Origin of the sequence: Afipia sp. 1NLS2 (genome assembly GCF_000178995.1) — a bacterium.
Taxonomy (GTDB): domain Bacteria; phylum Pseudomonadota; class Alphaproteobacteria; order Rhizobiales; family Xanthobacteraceae; genus Afipia.
The window spans coordinates 173,972-194,601 of record NZ_ADVZ01000002.1 but is presented as its reverse complement, the minus strand read 5'-3'; the positions used below and the strand labels follow the sequence as shown (position 1 = coordinate 194,601).

At 62.2% G+C, this 20,630-nt stretch carries 19 protein-coding genes; 8 read left to right on the top strand and 11 right to left on the bottom strand.

Features of this window, described 5'->3' with window-relative positions; genetic code table 11:
* Nucleotides 1–145: 145 nt before the first annotated feature.
* Nucleotides 146–757 carry an LOG family protein gene (locus AFIDRAFT_RS09655; RefSeq protein ID WP_009339164.1) on the top strand — a complete coding sequence of 204 codons (612 nt, stop codon included), beginning with the start codon at nt 146–148 and terminating at the stop codon, nt 755–757.
* Between the two features lie 30 nt (nt 758–787).
* Here AFIDRAFT_RS09655 and cimA read toward each other — a convergent pair whose 3' ends face one another.
* The 3 genes from cimA to cysS form a co-directional block, all read right to left on the bottom strand.
* The gene (cimA, locus tag AFIDRAFT_RS09650) at nt 788–2,383 is read right to left on the bottom strand and encodes a citramalate synthase (RefSeq protein WP_009339163.1); all 1,596 of its coding nucleotides are present in this window, start codon (nt 2,381–2,383) and stop codon (nt 788–790) included.
* Nucleotides 2,384–2,393: 10 nt separating this feature from the next.
* Complete coding sequence (locus AFIDRAFT_RS09645) at nt 2,394–2,915, bottom strand: GNAT family N-acetyltransferase (RefSeq protein ID WP_009339162.1); 522 nt, start codon at nt 2,913–2,915, stop codon at nt 2,394–2,396.
* Nucleotides 2,916–3,024: 109 nt separating this feature from the next.
* A complete protein-coding gene (gene cysS / locus AFIDRAFT_RS09640) occupies nt 3,025–4,419 on the bottom strand; it encodes a cysteine--tRNA ligase (RefSeq protein WP_009339160.1) in 1,395 nt (464 codons plus the stop codon).
* 352 nt (nt 4,420–4,771) lie between these two features.
* Here cysS and AFIDRAFT_RS09635 point away from each other — a divergent pair, with 352 nt between their 5' ends.
* A complete protein-coding gene (locus tag AFIDRAFT_RS09635; RefSeq protein WP_009339159.1) occupies nt 4,772–5,074 on the top strand; it encodes a hypothetical protein in 303 nt (100 codons plus the stop codon).
* 150 nt (nt 5,075–5,224) lie between these two features.
* Nucleotides 5,225–6,286, top strand: coding sequence for a DUF2865 domain-containing protein (locus tag AFIDRAFT_RS09630; RefSeq protein ID WP_040298327.1), 1,062 nt, complete (start codon nt 5,225–5,227; stop codon nt 6,284–6,286).
* Nucleotides 6,287–6,299: 13 nt separating this feature from the next.
* Here AFIDRAFT_RS09630 and AFIDRAFT_RS09625 read toward each other — a convergent pair whose 3' ends face one another.
* From AFIDRAFT_RS09625 to rpiA, 7 genes are all read right to left on the bottom strand, one after another.
* Nucleotides 6,300–8,054, bottom strand: a complete 1,755-nt coding sequence (locus AFIDRAFT_RS09625) for an NAD+ synthase (RefSeq protein WP_009339157.1) — start codon at nt 8,052–8,054, stop codon at nt 6,300–6,302.
* A 49-nt stretch (nt 8,055–8,103) separates the two neighbouring features.
* Entirely contained in the window at nt 8,104–8,457 is a 354-nt protein-coding gene (locus AFIDRAFT_RS09620; protein ID WP_009339156.1) for a diacylglycerol kinase, read from the bottom strand.
* A gap of 1 nt (nt 8,458) precedes the next feature.
* Entirely contained in the window at nt 8,459–9,847 is a 1,389-nt protein-coding gene (locus tag AFIDRAFT_RS09615) for a class II 3-deoxy-7-phosphoheptulonate synthase (protein WP_009339155.1), read from the bottom strand.
* Nucleotides 9,848–10,153: 306 nt separating this feature from the next.
* Nucleotides 10,154–11,314, bottom strand: a complete 1,161-nt coding sequence (locus AFIDRAFT_RS09610; RefSeq protein WP_009339154.1) for a YncE family protein — start codon at nt 11,312–11,314, stop codon at nt 10,154–10,156.
* Nucleotides 11,315–11,432: 118 nt separating this feature from the next.
* Entirely contained in the window at nt 11,433–12,818 is a 1,386-nt protein-coding gene (gene gor / locus AFIDRAFT_RS09605) for a glutathione-disulfide reductase (protein ID WP_040298325.1), read from the bottom strand.
* Nucleotides 12,819–12,882: 64 nt separating this feature from the next.
* Entirely contained in the window at nt 12,883–13,386 is a 504-nt protein-coding gene (locus tag AFIDRAFT_RS09600; protein ID WP_009339152.1) for a DUF2059 domain-containing protein, read from the bottom strand.
* Nucleotides 13,387–13,396: 10 nt separating this feature from the next.
* Nucleotides 13,397–14,107, bottom strand: coding sequence for a ribose-5-phosphate isomerase RpiA (gene rpiA, locus AFIDRAFT_RS09595; protein WP_009339151.1), 711 nt, complete (start codon nt 14,105–14,107; stop codon nt 13,397–13,399).
* 137 nt (nt 14,108–14,244) lie between these two features.
* Between rpiA and AFIDRAFT_RS09590 the strand changes: the two genes are divergently transcribed.
* From AFIDRAFT_RS09590 to AFIDRAFT_RS09570, 5 genes are all read left to right on the top strand, one after another.
* Nucleotides 14,245–14,928, top strand: coding sequence for an HAD-IA family hydrolase (locus AFIDRAFT_RS09590; protein ID WP_009339150.1), 684 nt, complete (start codon nt 14,245–14,247; stop codon nt 14,926–14,928).
* Nucleotides 14,929–15,098: 170 nt separating this feature from the next.
* Entirely contained in the window at nt 15,099–15,542 is a 444-nt protein-coding gene (locus tag AFIDRAFT_RS09585) for a PEGA domain-containing protein (RefSeq protein ID WP_009339149.1), read from the top strand.
* A gap of 115 nt (nt 15,543–15,657) precedes the next feature.
* Nucleotides 15,658–16,689, top strand: a complete 1,032-nt coding sequence (moaA, locus tag AFIDRAFT_RS09580; RefSeq protein ID WP_040298241.1) for a GTP 3',8-cyclase MoaA — start codon at nt 15,658–15,660, stop codon at nt 16,687–16,689.
* Nucleotides 16,690–16,855: 166 nt separating this feature from the next.
* On the top strand, nt 16,856–17,452 hold the full coding sequence (locus tag AFIDRAFT_RS09575; protein ID WP_009339147.1) for a TRAP transporter small permease subunit: 597 nt from the start codon (nt 16,856–16,858) through the stop codon (nt 17,450–17,452).
* A 37-nt stretch (nt 17,453–17,489) separates the two neighbouring features.
* The gene (locus AFIDRAFT_RS09570; protein WP_009339146.1) at nt 17,490–19,334 is read left to right on the top strand and encodes a TRAP transporter large permease; all 1,845 of its coding nucleotides are present in this window, start codon (nt 17,490–17,492) and stop codon (nt 19,332–19,334) included.
* A gap of 63 nt (nt 19,335–19,397) precedes the next feature.
* Here AFIDRAFT_RS09570 and AFIDRAFT_RS09565 read toward each other — a convergent pair whose 3' ends face one another.
* Nucleotides 19,398–20,486 (bottom strand): TRAP transporter substrate-binding protein, encoded by a 1,089-nt coding sequence (locus AFIDRAFT_RS09565; protein WP_009339145.1) that lies wholly within the window; start codon nt 20,484–20,486, stop codon nt 19,398–19,400.
* Nucleotides 20,487–20,630 lie beyond the last annotated feature (144 nt).

Sequence of the window (20,630 nt, the reverse complement as noted above, 5' to 3'; positions counted from 1 at the left end):
GGGCTTCGATTCGGCAACATAGACCTGTCATATAGGACGCCACAGGCGGTTCCGCATCCGGCCGGGGCGTTTTTCTGCCCGGCGCCGTACAGGCCACGTCCCGGCTCGTCTTGACGAGGTCACACGGCAATGCCACATCGAGTCGATGACCAAGACCAATATTATTAAGACTGTCTGCGTTTATTGCGGTTCCGGCCCAGGTACAGACCCCCAGTTCATGGAAGCAGCGAGCGCCCTCGGCAAAGCCTTTGCCGAGAACGGCATCGGCCTGGTGTATGGGGGCGGCTCTATCGGCCTGATGGGCGCGGTCGCCAATGGCGTTCTCGACCACGGCGGCAAGGTGACCGGCATCATCCCGGACTTCCTGATTGCCCGCGAGCATATGCTGGATCGCGCGCAGGAATTGATCGTCACCAACAACATGCATGAGCGCAAGCAACTCATGTTCGAACATTCCGACGCCTTCGTCGCCCTGCCCGGCGGGATCGGCACGCTGGAAGAGCTGGTCGAGCAAATGACGTGGGCACAGCTCGGTCGCCACACCAAGCCGGTGCTGCTGGCCAACATCGGCAATTTCTGGGAGCCGCTGTTGTCGCTGCTCGCGCACATGCGCCAGAAAGAATTCATCCGTCAGGGACTGGCGGTGAACTTCCTCACGGCCAATCGCGTCGAGGACATCGTGCCGAAGCTGGAGGCCGCAGCCTCAAGTTCGCAGTCCGCTCCGGCACCGGCGGAAGCCGTCACCGCGCAGATGTAATCCCGGAAGATATCTCCCGGCTGGCAATCGTCAGGCTGGCGCGCCTGACTTCACCAGCTTGTAGGTGAGCGAATCCATCAGCGCCTGGAACGAAGCGTCGATCACGTTGGACGATACGCCGATGGTGGTCCAGCGCGCGCCGTTCTCGTCTTCGCTCTCCACCAGCACGCGCGTCACCGCCTCGGTGCCGCCATTGAGGATACGCACGCGGTAATCGGTCAGTTTCAGGCCGTCGATGTATTTCTGATACTTGCCGAGATCCTTGCGCAGCGCGACGTCGAGCGCGTTGACGGGGCCATTGCCTTCCGCCGCCGAGATCAGCACCTCGCCCGCGACCTCGACCTTCACCACCGCGAGAGCAACAGTGTGCGGACCGTTCCCGTTGGAGCGCTGCTCGACATTGACGTCGAACTGCACGACGCGAAAGTAATCCGGTACATGGCCGAGCGTGCGCCGCGCCAGCAGCTCGAACGACGCATCGGCGGATTCGTAGGCATAACCACCCGCTTCCCGCTCCTTCATCTCCTCGACGAGGCGCGTGACTTTCGGATCGTTCTTGTCGAAGGCAATGCCCGCGCGCTCCAGCGCCGCCAGCACGTTCGAGCGCCCGGCCTGATCCGACACCAGAACCTGGCGGCGGTTGCCGACGACATCCGGCGCGATGTGCTCGTAGGTGTGCGGGTCCTTCAGCACCGCCGACGCATGAATGCCGGTCTTGGTGACGAACGCGCTTTCGCCGACATACGGCGCATGCTTGTCGGGCACGCGGTTCAGGATATCGTCGAGCGCGCGCGAAACCTGCGTCAGTGTGGCGAGCTTCGCATCCGACACGCCGATCTCGAACGTATCGACGAATGGCTTTTTCAGTTTCAGCGTCGGAATCAGCGAGCACAGATTGGCGTTGCCGCAACGCTCGCCGAGGCCGTTCAGCGTACCCTGGATCTGGCGCACGCCCGCGCGCACCGCCGCGAGCGAATTCGCAACCGCCTGCCCGGTATCGTCATGCGCATGGATGCCGAGATGCGTGCCGGGGATGTGCTTCGTCACCTCGCCGACGATCGCCTCAACCTCATCCGGCATGGTGCCGCCGTTGGTGTCGCACAGCACCACCCAGCGCGCGCCGGACTCATAGGCGGCCTTGGCACATGCCAGCGCGAACTCCGGGTCTTCCTTGTAGCCGTCGAAAAAATGCTCGCAGTCGAGCATGGCCTCGCCGCTTTTCTTCGCGGCGGCGCTCACGCTGTCGCGGATTGAGGCGAGGTTTTCCTCCTTCGTCGTCTCGAGCGCGACCCGCACCTGATAGGCGGAGGATTTCGCCACGAGACAGAACGCATCGGCCTTCGCCTCCAGCACGCCGACGAATCCGGGGTCGTTCGACGCTGAACGGCCCGCGCGGCGCACCATGCCGAACGCGGTGAACTTCGCGTGGGCAAATTTCGGATGGGTGCTGAAGAATTCGCTGTCCGCCGGGTTCGCGCCCGGATAACCGCCCTCGACATAATCGAGGCCGAGATCGTCAAGCATCTGCGCGATCACGCGCTTGTCGTGCAGCGTGAAATCGACCCCGCTGGTCTGCGCGCCGTCGCGCAGCGTGGTGTCGAAAAGATAGAGTCGTTCGCGGCTCATGATGCCAACCTTATTGTCGAAGTCTTGGATTATCCTCGGGCGGCGTGTCGCCGAGTGCTTTGGTCATGGTGGTGTTGGCGAGCCATTCGTCGCCAATGGAAATCGAATTGCGCTGCTGGCCGAGATAGCCACGGCCCGCGAAAAACTCCTGCGCGGAATCGCTGGCATCGACGCTCATAAGCTTCGCACCGCGCGCCGCCGCGAGTTTTTCAAGCGCATCGCACAGCGTGCTTGCCACGCCCTGCCGGACCGCTCCCGGATGCACGAACAACATGTCGAGATGGTCGGCGCCTCTCAGCGAAGCAAAGCCGACCGGCGAGCCCTGCACCGTCGCAACCAGTGTCAGTTGCGCGCCAAGTTTTTTGCCGAACGCCGCCTCATCCTCGGCGCGTGAAGCCCATGCCTCGCGCTGCGCCTCGGAATAACTATCCTCGGTCAGTTCCTCGATGCTGGCGATGAAGATCGCCGCGAGAATCGAGGTATCGGCCGGCAGGAATGGCCGCAGCCCGATTTTGGGAAGCGCCTGTGCCATCACCAATATCCGAAAAACTTGAATGCGAGCGCGACCGCCAAAGCGATCACGCACCACTTCAACACGATATAATAGCGCCAGTGGCGTGGAAAAGGCGTCTCGGGCTCTTTCATCGCGCGATCTCCCAGGTGGTGCCTTCCTTGGAATCCTTGATGGCGACGCCCATCGCCGCGAGTTCATCGCGGATACGGTCGGATTCTTTCCAGTCCTTGCGCGCGCGGGCGGCCGTGCGATCCGCGATCAGGGCACTCACTTGCGCGGCATCGACGCCGCTTGCCTCCTGCTTGCGGGCATCCCAATCCGCTCGTGTCTCTGCCAGAAAGCCCAGCAACCGGAGCGATGAAGCGAATTCATTGCGCTCGGCTTCGCCGCCCCGTTCCGCCTGATGGCGCAGGCCATGCAGTGCCGCGACAGTCTGCGCGGTGTTAAGATCGTCCGCGAGCGTATCGAGCACTGTGCCTGCAGGCGCGCTGCCCTTGATATCACCCGCAGTTGCGTACCAGTCGTCTAGAACCTTCGCGCTTTCCTCCAGCCCCTTCACCGTCCAGTCGATCGGCGAACGATAATGGGTCTTGAGCATGTTGAGGCGCACGACCTCGCCCGGCCAGTCCTTCAAGAGTTCATTGATGGTGACGAAGTTGCCGAGGCTCTTCGACATCTTCTCGCCTTCGACCTGCAGGAAGCCGTTATGCAGCCAGTAGTTCGCCATCGCATGCGTGCCGTGGGCGCAGCGCGATTGAGCGATCTCGTTTTCATGGTGCGGGAAGATCAGGTCGAGCCCGCCGCCATGGATGTCGAACACGTCGCCCAAATAGGCGGCGCTCATGGCCGAGCATTCGATGTGCCAGCCGGGCCGTCCCCGGCCCCACGGGCTGTCCCAGCCCGGCTCATCCGCGGAGGATTGCTTCCACAACACAAAGTCGGCCGGATGTTTCTTGTGTGCGTCCACCGCGATGCGCGCGCCCGCTTGCTGCTCGTCGAGCCTGCGGCCGGAAAGCTTGCCGTAATCCGGCATCGAAGCGGTGTCGAACAGCACCTCGCCGTTCGCTTCATAGGCATGACCGCGATCGATGAGAGTCTTGATGAGCGACACCATGTCGGCCTTGCCGTCGGCGCGCGGCAGCACGAAATCGGTCGCGCGCGGCTCGACGGTTGGCTTCAGGCAGCCGAGTGCATCAACGTCGGCATGAAACTGCGTCGCGGTCTTTTCCGTGACCTTGCGGATCGCCTCGTTCAGCGGCAGGCCAGGATAGTCGCGCAGCGCGCGGTCGTTGATCTTGTCATCGACGTCGGTGATGTTGCGCACGTAAGTGACGTGCTGCTCGCCGTAGATGTGCCGCAGCAGGCGGAACAGCACGTCGAACACGATGACCGGGCGCGCATTGCCGATATGGGCGAAGTCGTAGACCGTCGGTCCGCAGACGTACATCCGCACGTTGCGCGGATCGATCGGCTTGAAGGCACGTTTGTCCTTCGTCAGCGTATCGTAGAGCCTCAGCTCCATAGACATCATTCCCTTGCCCTGGCGTCCGAATTCGTACGTGCGCCCAAATGAACGGGCCGCCGACATGATGCGGACACGCGAACCACCACACTCGTGGCCGGGCGTCAGGTGATCTCGATGTGAGAAAAGACGGCTCCAGCCAGCGAATCGCTAGCTAATAATCTCGTGGCAAATGCCGAAAAACGAGGAAGAACCGTTCATGGCCGGCACAATGGCCAGCCCCGCGCGCCCCGTCAAGGGGCAGCCCGCAGCCTGGTCAACGGCGGCTAGTGCTCCGAAACAGGCGGGTTAATGATTTTTAACATTTTAGCCTTATCCGTGTCGGGCTTCCGATTCTCGTTTTTGGTGCCCCATGCGACTGAGTTCCGCGGCTGCGTTGTGCGTTTTCGCCCTCTCCTCCTTGCCTGCTTATGCCGATAGCCGCGTATTCATCATCGCCAATCAGCCGGACGGCTATGGCATCGACGAATGCCTCGCCAATGGCGCGAGTTGCGGCGCTTCCGCGGCGCGGATGTATTGCGAATCCCATCAATTCGCGCGGGCGAGTTCCTACCACCGCGTCGAGAATGAGGACATCACCGGCGCCATTCCGGCCTCCACCCGGAGCCCGGCTTCGCGCGCCGAGGCTTACGTCGCCATCACCTGCCAGCGGTAAATCGCGGCTTCGCCGGCCTTGCGTTATTCACGGGACGCCCTGCCTTGCCTTGAGAGCGCCCAGAAATCGGCGTGACCTTGCCCCCTGAAACGGCTATGCAAACCCGCATTGGCCGCGCCTGCGGCTGCTTTCCCGGATAAGTACTTGGCGATGCTCCCTCGATCCCTGCCGATGCTGGCTGCCCTCGCTATCGCAGGGCTGTCGGCCCCCGCTTTTGCGCAGAATTTCACACCGGGCAGCGGTGGTCAGGGCAGCCCGATGTGCCAGCGCCTTGAAGGCCAGTTGGCCGCCATCGACCGCAGCCAGGGCGGCGGCGATGCCGGCAAGGCCGACCAGATCCGGCGTTATGAGGATGCCGCGAACCGCCAGCAGGCCGAACTGGAGCGCGTTCAGGCGCGGGCGCGGGATCAGGGCTGCGACAGTTCCGGGTTCTTCTCGCTGTTCAACGGCCGCTCCGCTCAATGCGGCCCGATCAACAACCAGATCCAGCAGATGCGCCAGAACCTCGACCAGATCACCTCCAGCCTGGAGAGGCTGCGTACAGGATCGGCAAACAGCGCCGACGATCCGCAGCGGCGTTCGGTGATCCTTGCGCTGGCGCAGAACAATTGCGGCCCGCAATACGCCAACATGGTGCGCTCCGGAAACTTCCTGAGCAACCTCTTCGGCGGCGGTCCCTCCGACAACAATGGCGCGGTCGATCCGAACGCACCGCAATCCGGCACCTACCGCACCGTCTGCGTCAAAAGCTGCGACGGCTCCTATTTCCCGATTTCATTCGCGACTGTGCCGAGCCGCTTCGCGGATGACGAGCGCACCTGCAAGAGCCTGTGTCCGAATGCGCAGGTCACGCTGTACACCTATCACAATCCGGGCGAGGACATCGCACAGGCCGTCTCAATCAACGGCCAACCCTACTCGCAGTCACCGAACGCCTTCCACTTCCGCACCCAGTACGACAAGACGTGCAGTTGCCGCGCACCGGGGCAGAGCTGGGCCGATGCGCTGAAGAACGTGGATACGTCGAGCGGCGCGGAGCAAGGCGACATTACCGTGACCGAGGACCGCGCCAGGCGGATGTCGCAGCCGCCACGCACCGCGCCTGCGAAGCAGCCCCAGACCTCGGCTCCCGCCGCATCGGCACCGGAGGCAAATACGGATCCGGGCAAGATCCGCTCGGTCGGCCCGACCTTCATTCCGAACAACCGCTAACGGCGAGCGTCGCTCACCCGTCAAAAACCTCGGTCGTGTCCCGGCGCGAGCGGGACACCAGCGCATGGTCGGGTTCGGGATCGCGGTCGCCATTGTCGCGAAAGCGGTTGGTGATCGGGTAGCGGCGGTCGCGCCCAAAGTTCTTGCGCGTGACCTTCACGCCCGGCGCAGCCTGCCGACGCTTATATTCCGCGAGGTTGAGCAGCCGGTCGATACGCAGCACCGTATCGCGATCGAAACCATCACCTACGATCTCGGCGACCGACATATCGCGTTCGACGAGCCGCTCCAGAATGCCGTCGAGAATTTCATAAGGCGGCAGCGAGTCCTGGTCGGTCTGGTTCTCGCGCAATTCCGCCGTCGGAGGACGCGCGATGATGCTGACCGGAATGACCTTGCCGGACGGACCGAGCGCGCCTTCCGGCTTCCATGAATTGCGCAGCGAGGACAGACGAAACACTTCGGTCTTGTAGATATCCTTGATCGGGTTGAAGCCGCCGTTCATGTCGCCGTACAGCGTCGCGTAGCCGACCGACATTTCGGACTTGTTGCCGGTGGTCACTAGCATGTCGCCGAACTTGTTAGAGATCGCCATCAAGAGCACGCCGCGGGTACGCGCCTGAAGGTTCTCCTCCGTCACGTCGCGCGGCTTGCCATTGAAGACATCCTTCAGGATATCCTCGAAACCGTTCACCGCCGCCGCAATCGGCAGCACGTCGTAGCGGATGCCGAGCCCGCGCGCGATCCGCGCCGCATCCTCGATCGACTCCTTCGCGGTGAACCGAAATGGCAGCATCACGCCGCGCACACGCTCGACGCCGATGGCATCGACCGCGATGGCAAGGCACAATGCTGAATCAATGCCGCCCGAAATACCGAGCAGCACGCCGGGAAAGCCGTTCTTGCCGACATAATCGCGCAATCCCAGCACGCAGGCGGCATAGTCCGCCCGGTCGCCCTCGATCAGCGGCGAGATCGGCCCCTTGCAGGTCCATCCCTTCGCACTCTTTGTCCATGTCAGCGTCGTCGTCACTTCCTCGAAACAGGGAAGCTGCGCCGCGAGGGAGCGGTCGGCATTGAGCGCAAACGACGCGCCGTCGAACACCAGTTCGTCCTGACCGCCGACCTGATTGACGTAAACAAACGGCAGGCCACTTTCGGTCACGCGCCCTACCGCCATCGACAGGCGGATATCGTTCTTGGCCCGCGCGTAAGGCGAGCCATTTGGCACGATCAGGATCTCAGCGCCGGTCTCAGAGAGGCATTCGACGACGTTCTCATACTCCGCCGACTCCTCCATCCATGTGTCTTCGCAGATCGGCACGCCGATGCGAACACCGCGAATGGTCAGAGGTCCCGCCGCCGGGCCCCGCGCAAAGATACGCTTCTCGTCGAACACGCCGTAATTCGGCAGGTTGGCCTTGAAGCGCAGACCGGCGATGCGCCCGCCATCGAGCAGCGCCACCGCGTTATAGAGCTTGCCCTCCTCGACCCATGGCGTGCCGATCAGCACCGCCGGGCTGCCGTCGGAGGTCTCGCGTGCAAGCTCTTCCACGGCTATGCGGCATCGCGCCTGAAACGAGGGCTTGAGGACGATGTCTTCCGGCGGGTAGCCGCACAGGAAAAGCTCGGGCAGCACCACGAGAGCGGCGCCATCCGCCGCCGCCTTCGCACGCGCGTCCCGCGCCTTGGCGGCATTCCCGGCGATGTCACCCACCGTCGGATTGAGCTGCGCCAGGGTCACCGTAAATTTTGCGGATTCAGTCATGGGCCTGTTGTAGCCCGCCACGCGAGGCTTTCGCAATTGCGGGCTTTGCTCAGATGATCCCGATCCGCTCGGCGATGGCGAACAGCCAGGTCAGACCGGCGATGGCGAGCGCCACACCAACCGCGGCGGAGCCCATATCCTTGACCCGGCCGATCTGCGGGTCGTGATCCAGCGTCAGGCGATCGGCCAGCTTCTCGATCGCGGTATTGAGCAACTCGACGACGAGAAGAAGGAGCACGACAACAACCAGCTCCACCCTGCGTGCAGGCGTGACGCCGACCAGCCATGACAATGGAAGAGCCAGGATCAGCGCCACGACCTCTTCGCGAACCGCCCGTTCGGAGCGGAACGCGAAGATAAGGCCGTTGAGGCTGTTGATGGTCGCGCGCCAGAAGCGCAGCACGTCAGAGGCCGGCCACCGCAGGCAGCGGCTGCGCCTTGCGCTCCCGGCCCTGCTTGAGGAATTCCGCGATCAGGAATGCCATGTCGATCGACTGTTCGGCATTCAGGCGCGGATCGCAGACCGTGTGATAGCGGTCGTTGAGATCCTCGTCGGTGATCGCACGCGCGCCGCCGATGCACTCGGTGACGTCCTGCCCGGTCATCTCCAGATGCACGCCGCCGGCATGGGTGCCTTCGGCCGCGTGAACCTCGAAGAACGACTTCAACTCGGACAGGATGCGGTCGAACGGCCGCGTCTTGTAGCCGGACGTCGAGGTGATCGTGTTGCCGTGCATCGGATCGCAGGACCACACCACCGACTTGCCCTCGCGCTGCACCGCGCGGATGAAGTGCGGCAGCGTCTCGCCGACCTTGTCTGCGCCCGAGCGGTTGATGAGCGTCAACCGTCCCGGCTCGTTGTCCGGGTTGAGGATGTCGATCAGCTTCAAGAGTTCATCCGGCTTCAGCGACGGGCCGCACTTCAGGCCGATCGGGTTCTTGATGCCGCGGAAGTATTCGACATGCCCGTGATCGAGCTGGCGCGTGCGGTCACCGATCCAGAGCATGTGCCCGGATGTCGCGTACCAGTCGCCGGTGGTGGAATCGACGCGCGTGAACGCCTGCTCGTAGCCGAGCAGCAGCGCCTCATGGCTGGTGTAGAACTCGGTCGCACGCAGTTCCGGATGGCTTTCCAGATTGAGGCCGCAGGCGCGCATGAAGTTCAGCGCGTCGGAAATGCGGTCCGCCAATTCCTTGTAACGGCGCGACTGCTGCGAATCCTTGACGAATCCGAGCATCCACTGATGCACGCTGCCGAGATTGGCGAAGCCGCCGGTCGCGAATGCACGCAACAGATTGAGCGTCGCCGCCGACTGCCGGTAGGCCGCAAGCTGGCGGCGCGGATCGGGCACGCGCGCTTCCGCCGTGAAGGCGATGTCGTTGACGATGTCGCCGCGATAGCTCGGCAGTTCGACGCCGTTGATCTTTTCGGTCGGCGAGGAACGCGGCTTGGCGAACTGACCGGCGATGCGGCCGACCTTCACCACCGGCAACGCGCCGGCATAAGTCAGCACCACCGCCATCTGCAGGAAGACGCGGAAAAAGTCGCGAATGTTGTTGGCGCCGTGCTCGGCAAAGCTCTCGGCGCAATCGCCGCCCTGCAACAGGAAGGCTTCGCCGGCGGCCACGCGCGCCAGCGCCTTCTTCAGGTTGCGTGCCTCACCTGCAAAAACCAGAGGCGGAAAGGTCGCAAGCTGCCCCTCGATATCCGCCAACGCCTTCGCGTCCGGATATTCCGGCACCTGCAAAACCGGTTTCTTGCGCCAGCTATCGGGCGTCCACCGCTCAGCCATGATCGAAAACTCCTGCCTGATCGTCCCATGATCGGCCGGGGCTTATATACACAGCCCACCCGCCGCTTTCCACCCGCAATTCGTCCTGTCTGGTCAACCAGTTAAGCGGGGGTCAGCGCCCTGCCCGGTCTTGGGCGGAAAAAGCCGCCGCCAGTCCGGGACCGGTGGCGGCCTTAAAATCCGGGATCACCCGGAGGTTTTATATCGCAATGTCATTCCGGGATGCGGCGAAGCCGCAGACCCGGAATCTCGAACGTCTGGATTCCGGGGGCGCTCGCTTTGCTCGCGCCCCGGAATGACTTGTCATCAATCCGCGATGCGGATGCCCGCCGGTCCGTTGGCCTTCAGCGACGCGCTCTTTTTCAGCTTTTTGCCGTCGAAGTCGAACACCATGATCTCGTTCTCGATCATGCACTGGACCAGCACCTTCTTGGCGTTCTTGTTGAAGGTCACGCCCTGACACCAGTGGCCGACATTCGTTTGCGTCACGAAAGACAGCTTCTTGTCCTTGAGACGATAGATTTTCAGGATGCCGTGGTCATTGTAGATCGGCGCGGACTTGGACTTGTTCGAACCGTTCATGACCGCAAGCGCGAGGTACTGCCCGTCACGGGACAGCGTCATGCCCTCGGGCGTCGGACCGACGGTGACGGCATCGATGGTGCGCGGCGGATTCGCCTTCACGTCGATGATGCTGACCGTGTCGTCATCGCCATTGCCGTTGTTGAGACCGAGATCGGCCACCACCGCCACGTCGCCCTTCGGCGACATGTTGATGCCGTAGGGACGCAGACCCGCGGCGATATCGCGCTTGGTGTATTCGATCTTGTCGCCGTCGATCTTCAGCACCGAGACCTTGTTGTCGCCATCGCGGGTGACGAAAGCGAGTTTGCCATCCGGGGTGAAAGCCACCGCGCAGGGGCCCGATTTCGGCGCGCCGAAGTCAATCTTACCCGCAGGCGTCAACGTTTTGCCGCTGATCTTGAAGATCGAAACCGTGCCCTCGGAACGATTTGCCACGAGCGCAAGGTTGCCCGCAGGATTGATCGAGACGCCCGCAGCCCCCGGCCCGGCTTCCAGCGTGGCGGACACCACCGGCGGCTTCGCCTTCAGGTCGATCACCGAGAGCCTGTTATCGGCAACGATCTTCTTCGGATCGGCCGGATCGACCTTCATCGCGCCGGTGACCAGCGCGAACGATTCATCCTTGGCAACCGCGACGCTGGTCGGCGGCCCCACCGCGCTGGCGGGCGCGGCCACCTCGCCGATCACCTTCGGCGGCGACTGGTTGAGGTCGATGACGAAAACGCTATCCGGCACGAGCGGATCGCGCACCTGGGACTTGCCGTCATTCAAAGCCGACTTGCCGTCATTGGCGGATACGGCGATCTGGGCCGTTGCCGCCACCGGCGTCAGCAAAGCCAGCGCCAGAACAAGGGCGCAGGTCTGCGGTACTCGATAAACCATGGATGTTCTCTCCCCCCGGTGTTTTTTTCATACAGACCGGAATCCGGGCAGCGCCGGTCTGACAGACCAGCTAACACCGGCACGGGTAAATTCGTCCACCAGGAAGTTACAGGAGAGGTTATTCTGCCGCTTGCCGGACGTGCCGCGCCGTGGGCGTGCGCATGGTGACGAGTTCTTCGGCGCTCGTCGGATGCAAGGCCATGGTGGCGTCAAAGTCGGCCTTGGTCGCTTTCATCTTGATGGCGATGGCTACCACCTGCGTCAACTCGGCAGCCTCGGGGCCGACGATATGGCAGCCAAGAACGCGATCCGTGGAGCCATCGACAATGAGTTTCATCAGCACGCGGCTCTCGCTGCCGGACATCGTCGCCTTGATCGGACGGAAATCGGCCTTGTAGATATCGACGCGGTTATATCGTGCGCGAGCCACTTCCTCGGTCAGGCCGACGGTCCCGACCTGCGGCTGCGAGAACACCGCTGTCGGAATGCTGTCGTGATCGACGACGACCGGCTTGTTGCCGAACACCGTGTCGGCGAAGGCGTGCCCTTCCCTGATCGCCACCGGCGTCAGGTTCATGCGGTGAGTGACATCGCCCACCGCGTAGATATTCGGGACATTGGTGCGCGAATGCTCGTCCACCGCGATGCCGCCATTGACGGGATTGAGCGCGACGCCGGCCTTTTCCAGACCTAGCCCGTTGACGCAGGGATGGCGGCCGATCGCGAACATCACCTGATCGGCGGCGACGCTCGAGCCGTTCGACAGATGCGCAGTGAAAACATCGCCGTGGCGGTCCACGCGATCGACCGTGCAGGAGGTCAGAAGCGTGACGCCCGCCTTCTCCATCTCGCCGCGAACGTGCTTGCGCACATCCTCGTCGAAGCCGCGCAGGATGTTGTCGCCACGATAGATCAGCGTGACGTCGGAGCCGAGGCCGTTGAAGATCGAGGCGAACTCGAGCGCGATATAGCCGCCGCCCTGAATGACGATGCGCTCGGGGAATTTCTCCAGATGGAAAACTTCGTTCGAGGAAATCACATGCTCGATGCCGGGGATCGCCGCGCCATGATTGGGCATGCCACCGGTCGCGATCAGAACGTGTTTGGCCGTAACCTTCTCGCCGGTTGAGAGCCGCAGCGTATGCGGGTCCTCGAACACCGCGCGCGCCTTCACTGTCTGGGCACCGGCCTTTTCGAGGTTTGCGGCGTAGATGCCTTCAAGGCGGGCAATTTCCTTGTCCTTGTTGGCAATCAGTATCGTCCAGTCGAAGTTCGCTTCCGGAATGGTCCAGCCGAACCCGGCGGCGTCCTTCACCTCGGTCGAGACCAGCGAGGCCAGCATCATCAGCTTCTTCGGCACGCAGCCGCGGATCACGCAGGTACCGCCGAAGCGATATTCCTCGGCAATCATGACGCGCGCGCCATAACCCGCCGCGATGCGGGCCGCACGGACACCACCGGAGCCGCCCCCGATCACAAACAGATCAACGTCGAAGTTTGTCATGTACTGCCCGCGCGCCCGAAACCAGTCATTCGCGGGCATGCCGCAAATGACCGATATGCCGGTGTCAGATGGCCTTGCCGCGCGCCTTCATCTCGGCGCGGAACTTGTCGATGATCTTCTGGGAGAAGGTCTGCGCCCACTGATCCATGAAGCCGCGCGAGGCTGCGAAGATCTGCGGCTCCTGCTCGATCACCTTCTTGCCGAGCGGCGACTTGTACCAGGCGGCGATGTCCTTCAGCTCCTGCTCGGAGAAGCGCGAGGCATAGATCTTTGCGATCTCCTCGCCTATCTCCTTCTCACCACCGGCGAGGTCCTTCGCCACCTTGGGCGCGAGCTCGTTGAGATCCTTCTGGTAGTTGAGGTTGCTCGACACGAGCGTCCCCTTGGCGCGCTCGACGAGGCTCGGCACCGCTTCCTTGTAGAGTTCCTCGATGTGCTTGTCGTGGAGGATATCCTTGGCGGTCGCAATCGCCGCCGGTGACGGGTTGGGGTTCGACTGCGCGAAAGCCGGGCCTGCCATCACGCCGACAAAGCCAGCCGCCAGAAGGGCGTAAATCGTCTTCTTCATTTCAAGCTCCTCAAACCCGGCCTGCCGGCCGATCAACGATACGAAGTCCCTGCGATCCGGCCAGAATGGCCGTTTTCGCAAGGCCGATGAACAATCCATGCTCCACGACGCCGGGAATAGCGCTGAGAAGCGCAGCAAGCCGCGGCGGGTCCGGGATACGTCCCAGATGAGCGTCCACGATCCAGTGGCCGCCATCGGTGACAAAAGCATGGCCATCCTTGCCCTGCCGAAGGCTTATTTCGCCTGCGACACCGGCCTGCGCGAAAGCCGCAGCCAGCGCATGACGTGTCGCCCCGAGACCGAACGGGATGACTTCCACCGGCAGCGGAAACCGCCCGAGGGTGTCCACCCATTTGCTGTCATCGGAAATCACGACCATCCGCGCCGAGGCCGCCGCGACGATCTTCTCGCGCAAAAGCGCGCCGCCACCACCCTTGATGAGATTGAGCGAGGGGTCGATTTCGTCGGCGCCATCCACGGTCAGGTCAAGACGATCGATCTCGTCCAGCGTCGTCAGCGGAACGCCGCAGCGTTCGGCATCGGCCCGCGTCGCCTCGGAGGTCGGCACCCCGATCACGCGGAGGCCGCCGCGCACGCGCTCGCCCAGCAATTCCACGAAATGCTTCGCCGTCGAGCCGGTGCCAAGGCCGAGTTGCATGCCGTTTTCGACATACTCCAGGGCCCGCGCGGCCGCGGCCCGTTTCAGCTCTTCCTTCGACATTGCGCCAGTACCCTCATCACCCGGACGGCGCGGCTTTCTACCCTCGATTTGGCCCGAGGAACAGGGTCACCACCCCTGAAATCCGCTGATTTTTCCTGCCCCTTGCGCTCGCGCCAGACGCGCGGTAGCGAACAATCATGAGCAATCTTCCCCTTATCGTTTTCGACCTCGACGGCACGCTGGTGGACAGTGCGCCGGACCTCGTCAATGCACTGAACTTCGTGCTGGAGCGCGAAGGCCTCCCGGCCGTCCCGCTTGCACCTGCACGAAAAATGATCGGCGCCGGCGCGCGCGCCATGATCGAGCGGGGGCTGGAGGCCGAGGGCCGCGTCTGCACACCGGATTACGTCGCGAAATTGACCGACGATTTCATCGCGTTCTACGCCGACCACATCTCCGACAACACGCGCCCGTTTGAAGGCACCGAAGCCGCCCTCGACGAACTCGCAAGCCAGGGGCACCGGCTCGCCGTCTGCACCAACAAGCTCGAGTGGCTCTCCAACCGGCTGCTGAACAACCTGAAGATGAGCGCGCGGTTCGCCGCGATCTGCGGCGCGGATACCTTCGGCGTCCAGAAACCCGACCCCGCCATCCTGCGCCAGACCATCGCCCGTGCAGGTGGAACGCCTGCGGCTGCGATCATGGTTGGCGATTCCGGGGCCGACATCGGGGTTGCCAAACGGGCGGGCGTTCCCGTCATCGCCGTCGATTTCGGCTACACGCCGATCGCGGTGAAGGATCTCGATCCCGACCGGCTGATCTCCCATATGCGCGACCTTCCCGCTACGGTGGCGAACATGCTTGTTGCCGCAAGCAATTGATATGGATCAATTTTATGTTGCGTCTTAAGACACCGCATTAACCGCGTCTCTTAAGATGCAGTGTCGTCCGGTTGCGCTCATATGCCGCGACCCGTATGCTTGGGTATGGGGATCGTGTGCTTGGCCGTGGGGATCGTGTGCCAACCACATCAAAAAAGACGGATGTATCCATGCGTGTCGTTCTGATCGTTGCGGCAGGGCTCAGCCTTGCAGGCTGCTCGTCCACGGATTTCTTCAAATCCACGCCGCCGCAGGTGACCCTGCAACTGGATTCCACGCCTCCGGGGGCCGACGCGACAACGTCCGTCGGGCCAGGATGTAAAACGCCCTGCTCTGTGCAGGTCCCGGCCGGTGAGAACTTCACGGTGACCTACGCGCTGGCGAAATATCAGCCCGCGACCATGGAGGTCACGGTCGTCAAGCAGTCTGGCGCTGATCCGATCCTCGATCCGAACCCGGTGGTCGCCGAACTCCAGCCCGCCACGCCGCCCAAGAAACCGAAACGCAAGCCGCATCCGAAGCCCAAGGCGGCTGCTCCTGCAGCCCAGCCCGCGCCTGCCGCAACCGCTTCACCGCCGCCGCCCGGCCTGTCGCCGTTCCCTCCGGTCCGCTGAACCGTCTGGTCTAAAAGGGCCCCTGCGTCGGATCGCCGATTGTACCAGACCCTTGCAGCGCCTAAATAAAGCAGGTTGCCCGACCGTGCGAACGGGCAACCTCTGCTGGCGGAACATGATGGACGCTCCTCTGGATACAACGGCCAAAACCACTCCAATGATTGATCCGTTCGGACGGACGATCAGCTACCTGCGCGTCTCGGTGACCGACCGCTGCGACCTGCGCTGCTTCTACTGCATGTCCGAGGACATGACCTTCCTGCCCCGCAGCGATCTTCTCACGCTGGAAGAACTCGACCGGCTGTGTTCCGCCTTCATCGCCAAGGGCGTCCGTAAGCTGCGCCTGACCGGTGGCGAACCACTGGTCCGCCGCAACGTGATGTCGCTGTTCCGCTCGCTCTCGCGCCATTTGCAGAGCGGAGCGCTGAACGAACTCACGCTCACCAGCAATGGCTCGCAGCTTGAGAAATATGCAGCAGAGCTCGCCGATTGCGGCGTACGCAGGATCAACGTGTCGCTCGACACGCTCGACCGCGACAAGTTCCGCGCCATTACCCGCTGGGGCGACATCGACAAGGTGCTTGCCGGAATCAAGGCCGCACAACGCGCCGGCCTGCGGGTGAAGATCAACGCCGTCGCCCTCAAGAACATGAACGAGGACGAGATCCCGTCCCTGATGCGCTGGGCGCATGGCGAAGGCATGGACATGACGCTGATCGAAGTCATGCCGATGGGCGACATCAGCGGCGGCCGTCTTGACCAGTATGTGCCGCTGTCGATGGTGCGCTCACGTCTTGCGACCCAATTCACATTGACCGACCTGTCCGAGAGTTCCGGCGGCCCTGCCCGCTACGTCCATGTCGGCGAGACCGGCGGCAAGCTCGGCTTCATCACCCCGCTGACGCATAATTTCTGCGAATCCTGCAACCGCGTCCGCATCACCTGCACGGGAACATTGCATACCTGCCTCGGCCAGGAGGATGCTTCCGACCTGCGCAAGCCGCTGCGTGCGTCATCCGACGATACCCTGCTGAGCGCTACGATAGATCGTGCGATAGGGTTGAAGCCCAAGGGCCATGATTTCGTGATCGACCGCCGCCATAACGGCCCGAGCGTCAGCCGCCATATGAGCGTGACTGGTGGTTGATATGCCACATCCCATTATTCTCCGGCACCTCCAAACTTCCAATTGACGGCAGCTTTGGGCGCTGATTTTGTCCGCCCGAATTTATCCCGGACAGCTTGAAGCGTTCGACGGACGGCAGACAATCCAGCTAAAATGCCGGGGCGTCTGCACGGTGGGGGAGGCTTAATTGCAAACTTTGCTCAAGTTGAGTCGCGGCATCGACTCGTTCACGACAGTGATCGGACGATGGCTTTCATGGCTGATCGTCATTGCCGTCATTATCTCGTCCGCCAACGCGACGATCCGCAAAATTTTCGACGTGTCGTCGAACGCCTACCTTGAACTGCAATGGGTTCTGTTCGGCGTGGTCTTCCTGTTGTGCTCTCCGTGGGCGCTACTGAACGGCGATCACATCAAGATCGACATCGTCAATCATCACCTGCCGCTCAAAGTCAGAAGCTGGATCGATCTGATCGGCCACGTTTTCTTCCTGCTGCCGTTCTGTATCGTTCTGCTCTGGACGTCGATTCCATTCTTCCTTGTCTCATATCATCAGAACGAACAGTCCTTCAGCGCCGGCGGCTTGCCGCAATGGCCGGCCAAGTCGTTGCTCGTAATCGCCTCCGCCCTGCTCCTGGTGCAGGCGATCTCCGAAATCATCAAGCGCGTTGCCGTGATGCGCGGGCTGCTCCCTGATCCCAACAAGCTGGCACTTTCCGCTCAGGAACAGGCTGCGGCCGAAGCGGCGCGGCTTGCCGAAGCTATTTCCTCAGAAACCCATTAAGCGCGCGAGCGCATTCACGCTCAAAGGACGCAACTGAATGGCTGCGATATTTATTGAATACATGGCACCGATCATGTTCGCGTCGTTGGTGCTGTTTTTGCTCCTCGGCTATCCGGTCGCATTCTCGCTCGCCGCGAACGGCCTGCTGTTCGCTTTGATCGGCATCGAGCTCGGCCTGTTCCGCCCGGACTTCCTTCAAGCACTGCCCGAGCGCGTCTACGGCGTGATGAACAACGAAACGTTGCTCGCCATTCCGTTCTTCACCTTCATGGGGCTGATCCTCGAACGATCCGGCATGGCCGAAGATCTGCTCGAAACCATCGGGCAGCTTTTCGGCAGTGTCCGCGGCGGCATCGCCTATGCCGTGGTGTTCGTCGGCGCCCTGCTTGCCGCCACCACCGGCGTCGTCGCGGCGTCAGTAATCTCGATGGGCCTGATCTCGCTGCCGATCATGTTGCGCTACGGCTACGACCGCCGGGTCGCGACCGGCATCATCGCCGCATCCGGCACGCTCGCACAAATCATCCCGCCCTCTCTCGTCCTCATCGTGATGGCCGACCAGCTCGGCCGCTCGGTCGGCGACATGTACGAAGGCGCCTTCATCCCCGGCATCGTGCTGTCGATCCTCTATGCGTCCTACATCTTCCTGCTGACGATCTTCGCGCCGAAGGCCGTACCCGGCCTCCCGTTGGAAGCCCAGACGCTGCGCGATCCTGAAACGGCGCAACACCGCATGGTGCTGCCGGTCGCCGCTCTTGCCGCAGCGGGCGCCGCCTACCTTTTCGCAGTCAAGCTCGGTCTGTTCGACTGGACCGCGCCGGTGTTCGATATGATTTCGAGCAATGTGCAGGTCCGCCACGGCTTCTGGTTCATGATTCTTCTGGCGATCTTCGTCAAGCCGTTCATCGGCATTGTCCGCACGATGACCCTCTCGCTTTTCATCGCCTTTGTCGGCTCGACAATCCTTGCCCTGATCGCGATGAGCTTTACCAGCGTCAAGGCCGGTGCGGATTACGTGGTTCTCACCATGTCGCTCGTGGTCGCGATCTCCTTCGTGATCGCGGTCCTCAACAAGCTCCTGGGCCTGAAATTGCTCTCGCGCCTTGCCGAACAGGTCGTGTTCGTCATGGTTCCTCCGCTCGGCCTCGTCTTCCTCGTGCTCGGCACGATCTTCATCGGCGTGGCTACGCCGACCGAAGGCGGTGCCATGGGCGCCACCGGCGCGCTGATCCTGGGCTTGATGAAGCGCCGGCTCTCGTTCGACCTGACCCGTCAGGCTGTCGAGTCGACCGCGAAGCTCTCCGCTTTCGTGATGTTCATTCTGGTCGGCGCGCGCGTCTTCTCGCTGACCTTCTACGGAGTGGATGGCCACCGCTGGGTCGAGCATCTTCTGGTCTCGCTACCGGGCGGCCAAGTCGGCTTCCTGCTGTTCGTGAACGCCTTCGTCTTCGTCCTCGCGTTCTTCCTCGATTTCTTCGAGTTGGCCTTCATCATCATTCCCCTCCTCGGCCCGGTCGCGGAGAAATTGGGCATCGACCTGATCTGGTTCGGCGTCATCCTCGGCGTGAACATGCAGACATCGTTCATGCATCCGCCATTCGGATTTGCGCTGTTCTACCTGCGATCCGTCGCACCGAAGGACTCCTACATCGACCGTGTCAGCGGACGGCGCATGGAGCCTGTCACGACCGCGCAGATTTACTGGGGCTCGGTGCCTTTCGTCATCATCCAGGTCATCATGGTCTGCCTGGTCATCCTGTTCCCGCAGATGGTGATGCACTACAAGGGAACGCTGTCCACGGTCGATCCATCGAAGGTGAAGATCGAAATCCCTCAGATCGAGATGCCCCAACTCGATCTTGGAATACCCAACATCAAATAGCGCTCCGCAAATACGAAAGCCCGGCTTCAAAAGCCGGGCTTTTTGCATTTCGGGAGGCCTGTATCAGCCGCGGCTGCGGGAACGGATCTGGAAGTTGTCAAACGTCAGTTCGGCGACCTGCCACCACAGATACTCGTCGTTGCGATAGGCCTGCATCGCCTCGATTGATGTCTTGAAGGTCGGATTCTTGGCGGAAATTTCCGCCCACAACTCGTTCGTCGCCTTGAAGGCCGCCTGCAGGATGTCCTGATTGAAGGGGCGCAGCATCGTGCCGTTCGCCACAAGGCGTTTCAGAGCTGCGGGATTCTGCTCGTCATAGCGCGCCGCCATATAGATGTTGGCATTCGCCATCGCATTGGCGACGATCGCCTGATAGGTCTTCGGCAGCGAATTCCACTTCGCCAGATTCGTGAAGACATGGATCATCGGCCCGCCTTCCCAAAAGCCGGGATAATAATAAAACGGCGCCACCTTCTGAAAGCCGAGCTTCTCGTCGTCGTAAGGCCCGACCCACTCTGCCGCATCGATGGTGCCTTTTTCCAGCGCCGGGTAGATGTCGCTGCCCGCAAGCTGTTGCGGCACGACGCCGAGCTTCGCCATGACCTGCCCCGCGATGCCACCGATGCGCATTTTCAGGCCACGCAGATCGGCAACCGTCTTGATCTCCTTGCGAAACCAGCCACCCATCTGGGTGTTGGTGTTGCCGCACGGATGCGCGATCACGCCGTACTTCTTGAAGAACTCGTTGCCGAGCTGTTCGCCGCCGCCCTGGTACCACCAGGAGTTCTGCATCCGCGCGTTCAGCCCGAACGGCACGCAGGAAAAAACCGCAAAGGTGGGGTCCTTGCCGACATAATAGTAAGCGACGCTGTGTCCCATCTCGACGGTGCCGTTCGCAGCGGCGTCGAACGCCTGCAAGCCTGGCACGACTTCACCCGCAGAGAAGACCTCGATCTGGAATTTGTTGTCGGTCATTTCGGCGACTTGCTTCGCCATCACCACGCCCGCGCCATAGAGCGTGTCGAGAGACTTCGGGAAACTCGACGTCATCCGCCATTTGATGACCGGCATCGATTGGGCAATCGCCGGCGCGGCAATGGATGCGCCGGCGGCACTGGCTGCCGACACTTTCAGAAAATCGCGACGCTTCATGAAATACCCCCAATCCTGCCTGGAACCGGGTCTATCGGAATTGCGCACGGCAAAAAAGGATTATCATCGTCACACGAGGGTCTTCTCGTGCAATGCAGCAGAATCTTCTGCGCAGCAAAAAGCCCGGCCCCTGCGGGGCCGGGC

Bases quoted from the DNA above. Each gene is read 5' to 3' on its own strand.
- AFIDRAFT_RS09635 (WP_009339159.1), top strand. From the start codon at position 4,772: ATGCGACTGAGTTCCGCGGCTGCGTTGTGCGTTTTCGCCCTCTCCTCC.
- rpiA (WP_009339151.1), bottom strand. From the start codon at position 14,107: ATGTCGAAGGAAGAGCTGAAACGGGCCGCGGCCGCGCGGGCCCTGGAG.
- AFIDRAFT_RS09625 (WP_009339157.1), bottom strand. From the start codon at position 8,054: ATGACTGAATCCGCAAAATTTACGGTGACCCTGGCGCAGCTCAATCCG.
- cysS (WP_009339160.1), bottom strand. From the start codon at position 4,419: ATGGAGCTGAGGCTCTACGATACGCTGACGAAGGACAAACGTGCCTTC.
- AFIDRAFT_RS09585 (WP_009339149.1), top strand. From the start codon at position 15,099: ATGCGTGTCGTTCTGATCGTTGCGGCAGGGCTCAGCCTTGCAGGCTGC.
- gor (WP_040298325.1), bottom strand. From the start codon at position 12,818: ATGACAAACTTCGACGTTGATCTGTTTGTGATCGGGGGCGGCTCCGGT.
- AFIDRAFT_RS09565 (WP_009339145.1), bottom strand. From the start codon at position 20,486: ATGAAGCGTCGCGATTTTCTGAAAGTGTCGGCAGCCAGTGCCGCCGGC.
- AFIDRAFT_RS09655 (WP_009339164.1), top strand. From the start codon at position 146: ATGACCAAGACCAATATTATTAAGACTGTCTGCGTTTATTGCGGTTCC.
- AFIDRAFT_RS09610 (WP_009339154.1), bottom strand. From the start codon at position 11,314: ATGGTTTATCGAGTACCGCAGACCTGCGCCCTTGTTCTGGCGCTGGCT.
- cimA (WP_009339163.1), bottom strand. From the start codon at position 2,383: ATGAGCCGCGAACGACTCTATCTTTTCGACACCACGCTGCGCGACGGC.
- AFIDRAFT_RS09590 (WP_009339150.1), top strand. From the start codon at position 14,245: ATGAGCAATCTTCCCCTTATCGTTTTCGACCTCGACGGCACGCTGGTG.
- AFIDRAFT_RS09630 (WP_040298327.1), top strand. From the start codon at position 5,225: ATGCTCCCTCGATCCCTGCCGATGCTGGCTGCCCTCGCTATCGCAGGG.
- moaA (WP_040298241.1), top strand. From the start codon at position 15,658: ATGATGGACGCTCCTCTGGATACAACGGCCAAAACCACTCCAATGATT.
- AFIDRAFT_RS09570 (WP_009339146.1), top strand. From the start codon at position 17,490: ATGGCTGCGATATTTATTGAATACATGGCACCGATCATGTTCGCGTCG.
- AFIDRAFT_RS09600 (WP_009339152.1), bottom strand. From the start codon at position 13,386: ATGAAGAAGACGATTTACGCCCTTCTGGCGGCTGGCTTTGTCGGCGTG.
- AFIDRAFT_RS09615 (WP_009339155.1), bottom strand. From the start codon at position 9,847: ATGGCTGAGCGGTGGACGCCCGATAGCTGGCGCAAGAAACCGGTTTTG.
- AFIDRAFT_RS09645 (WP_009339162.1), bottom strand. From the start codon at position 2,915: ATGGCACAGGCGCTTCCCAAAATCGGGCTGCGGCCATTCCTGCCGGCC.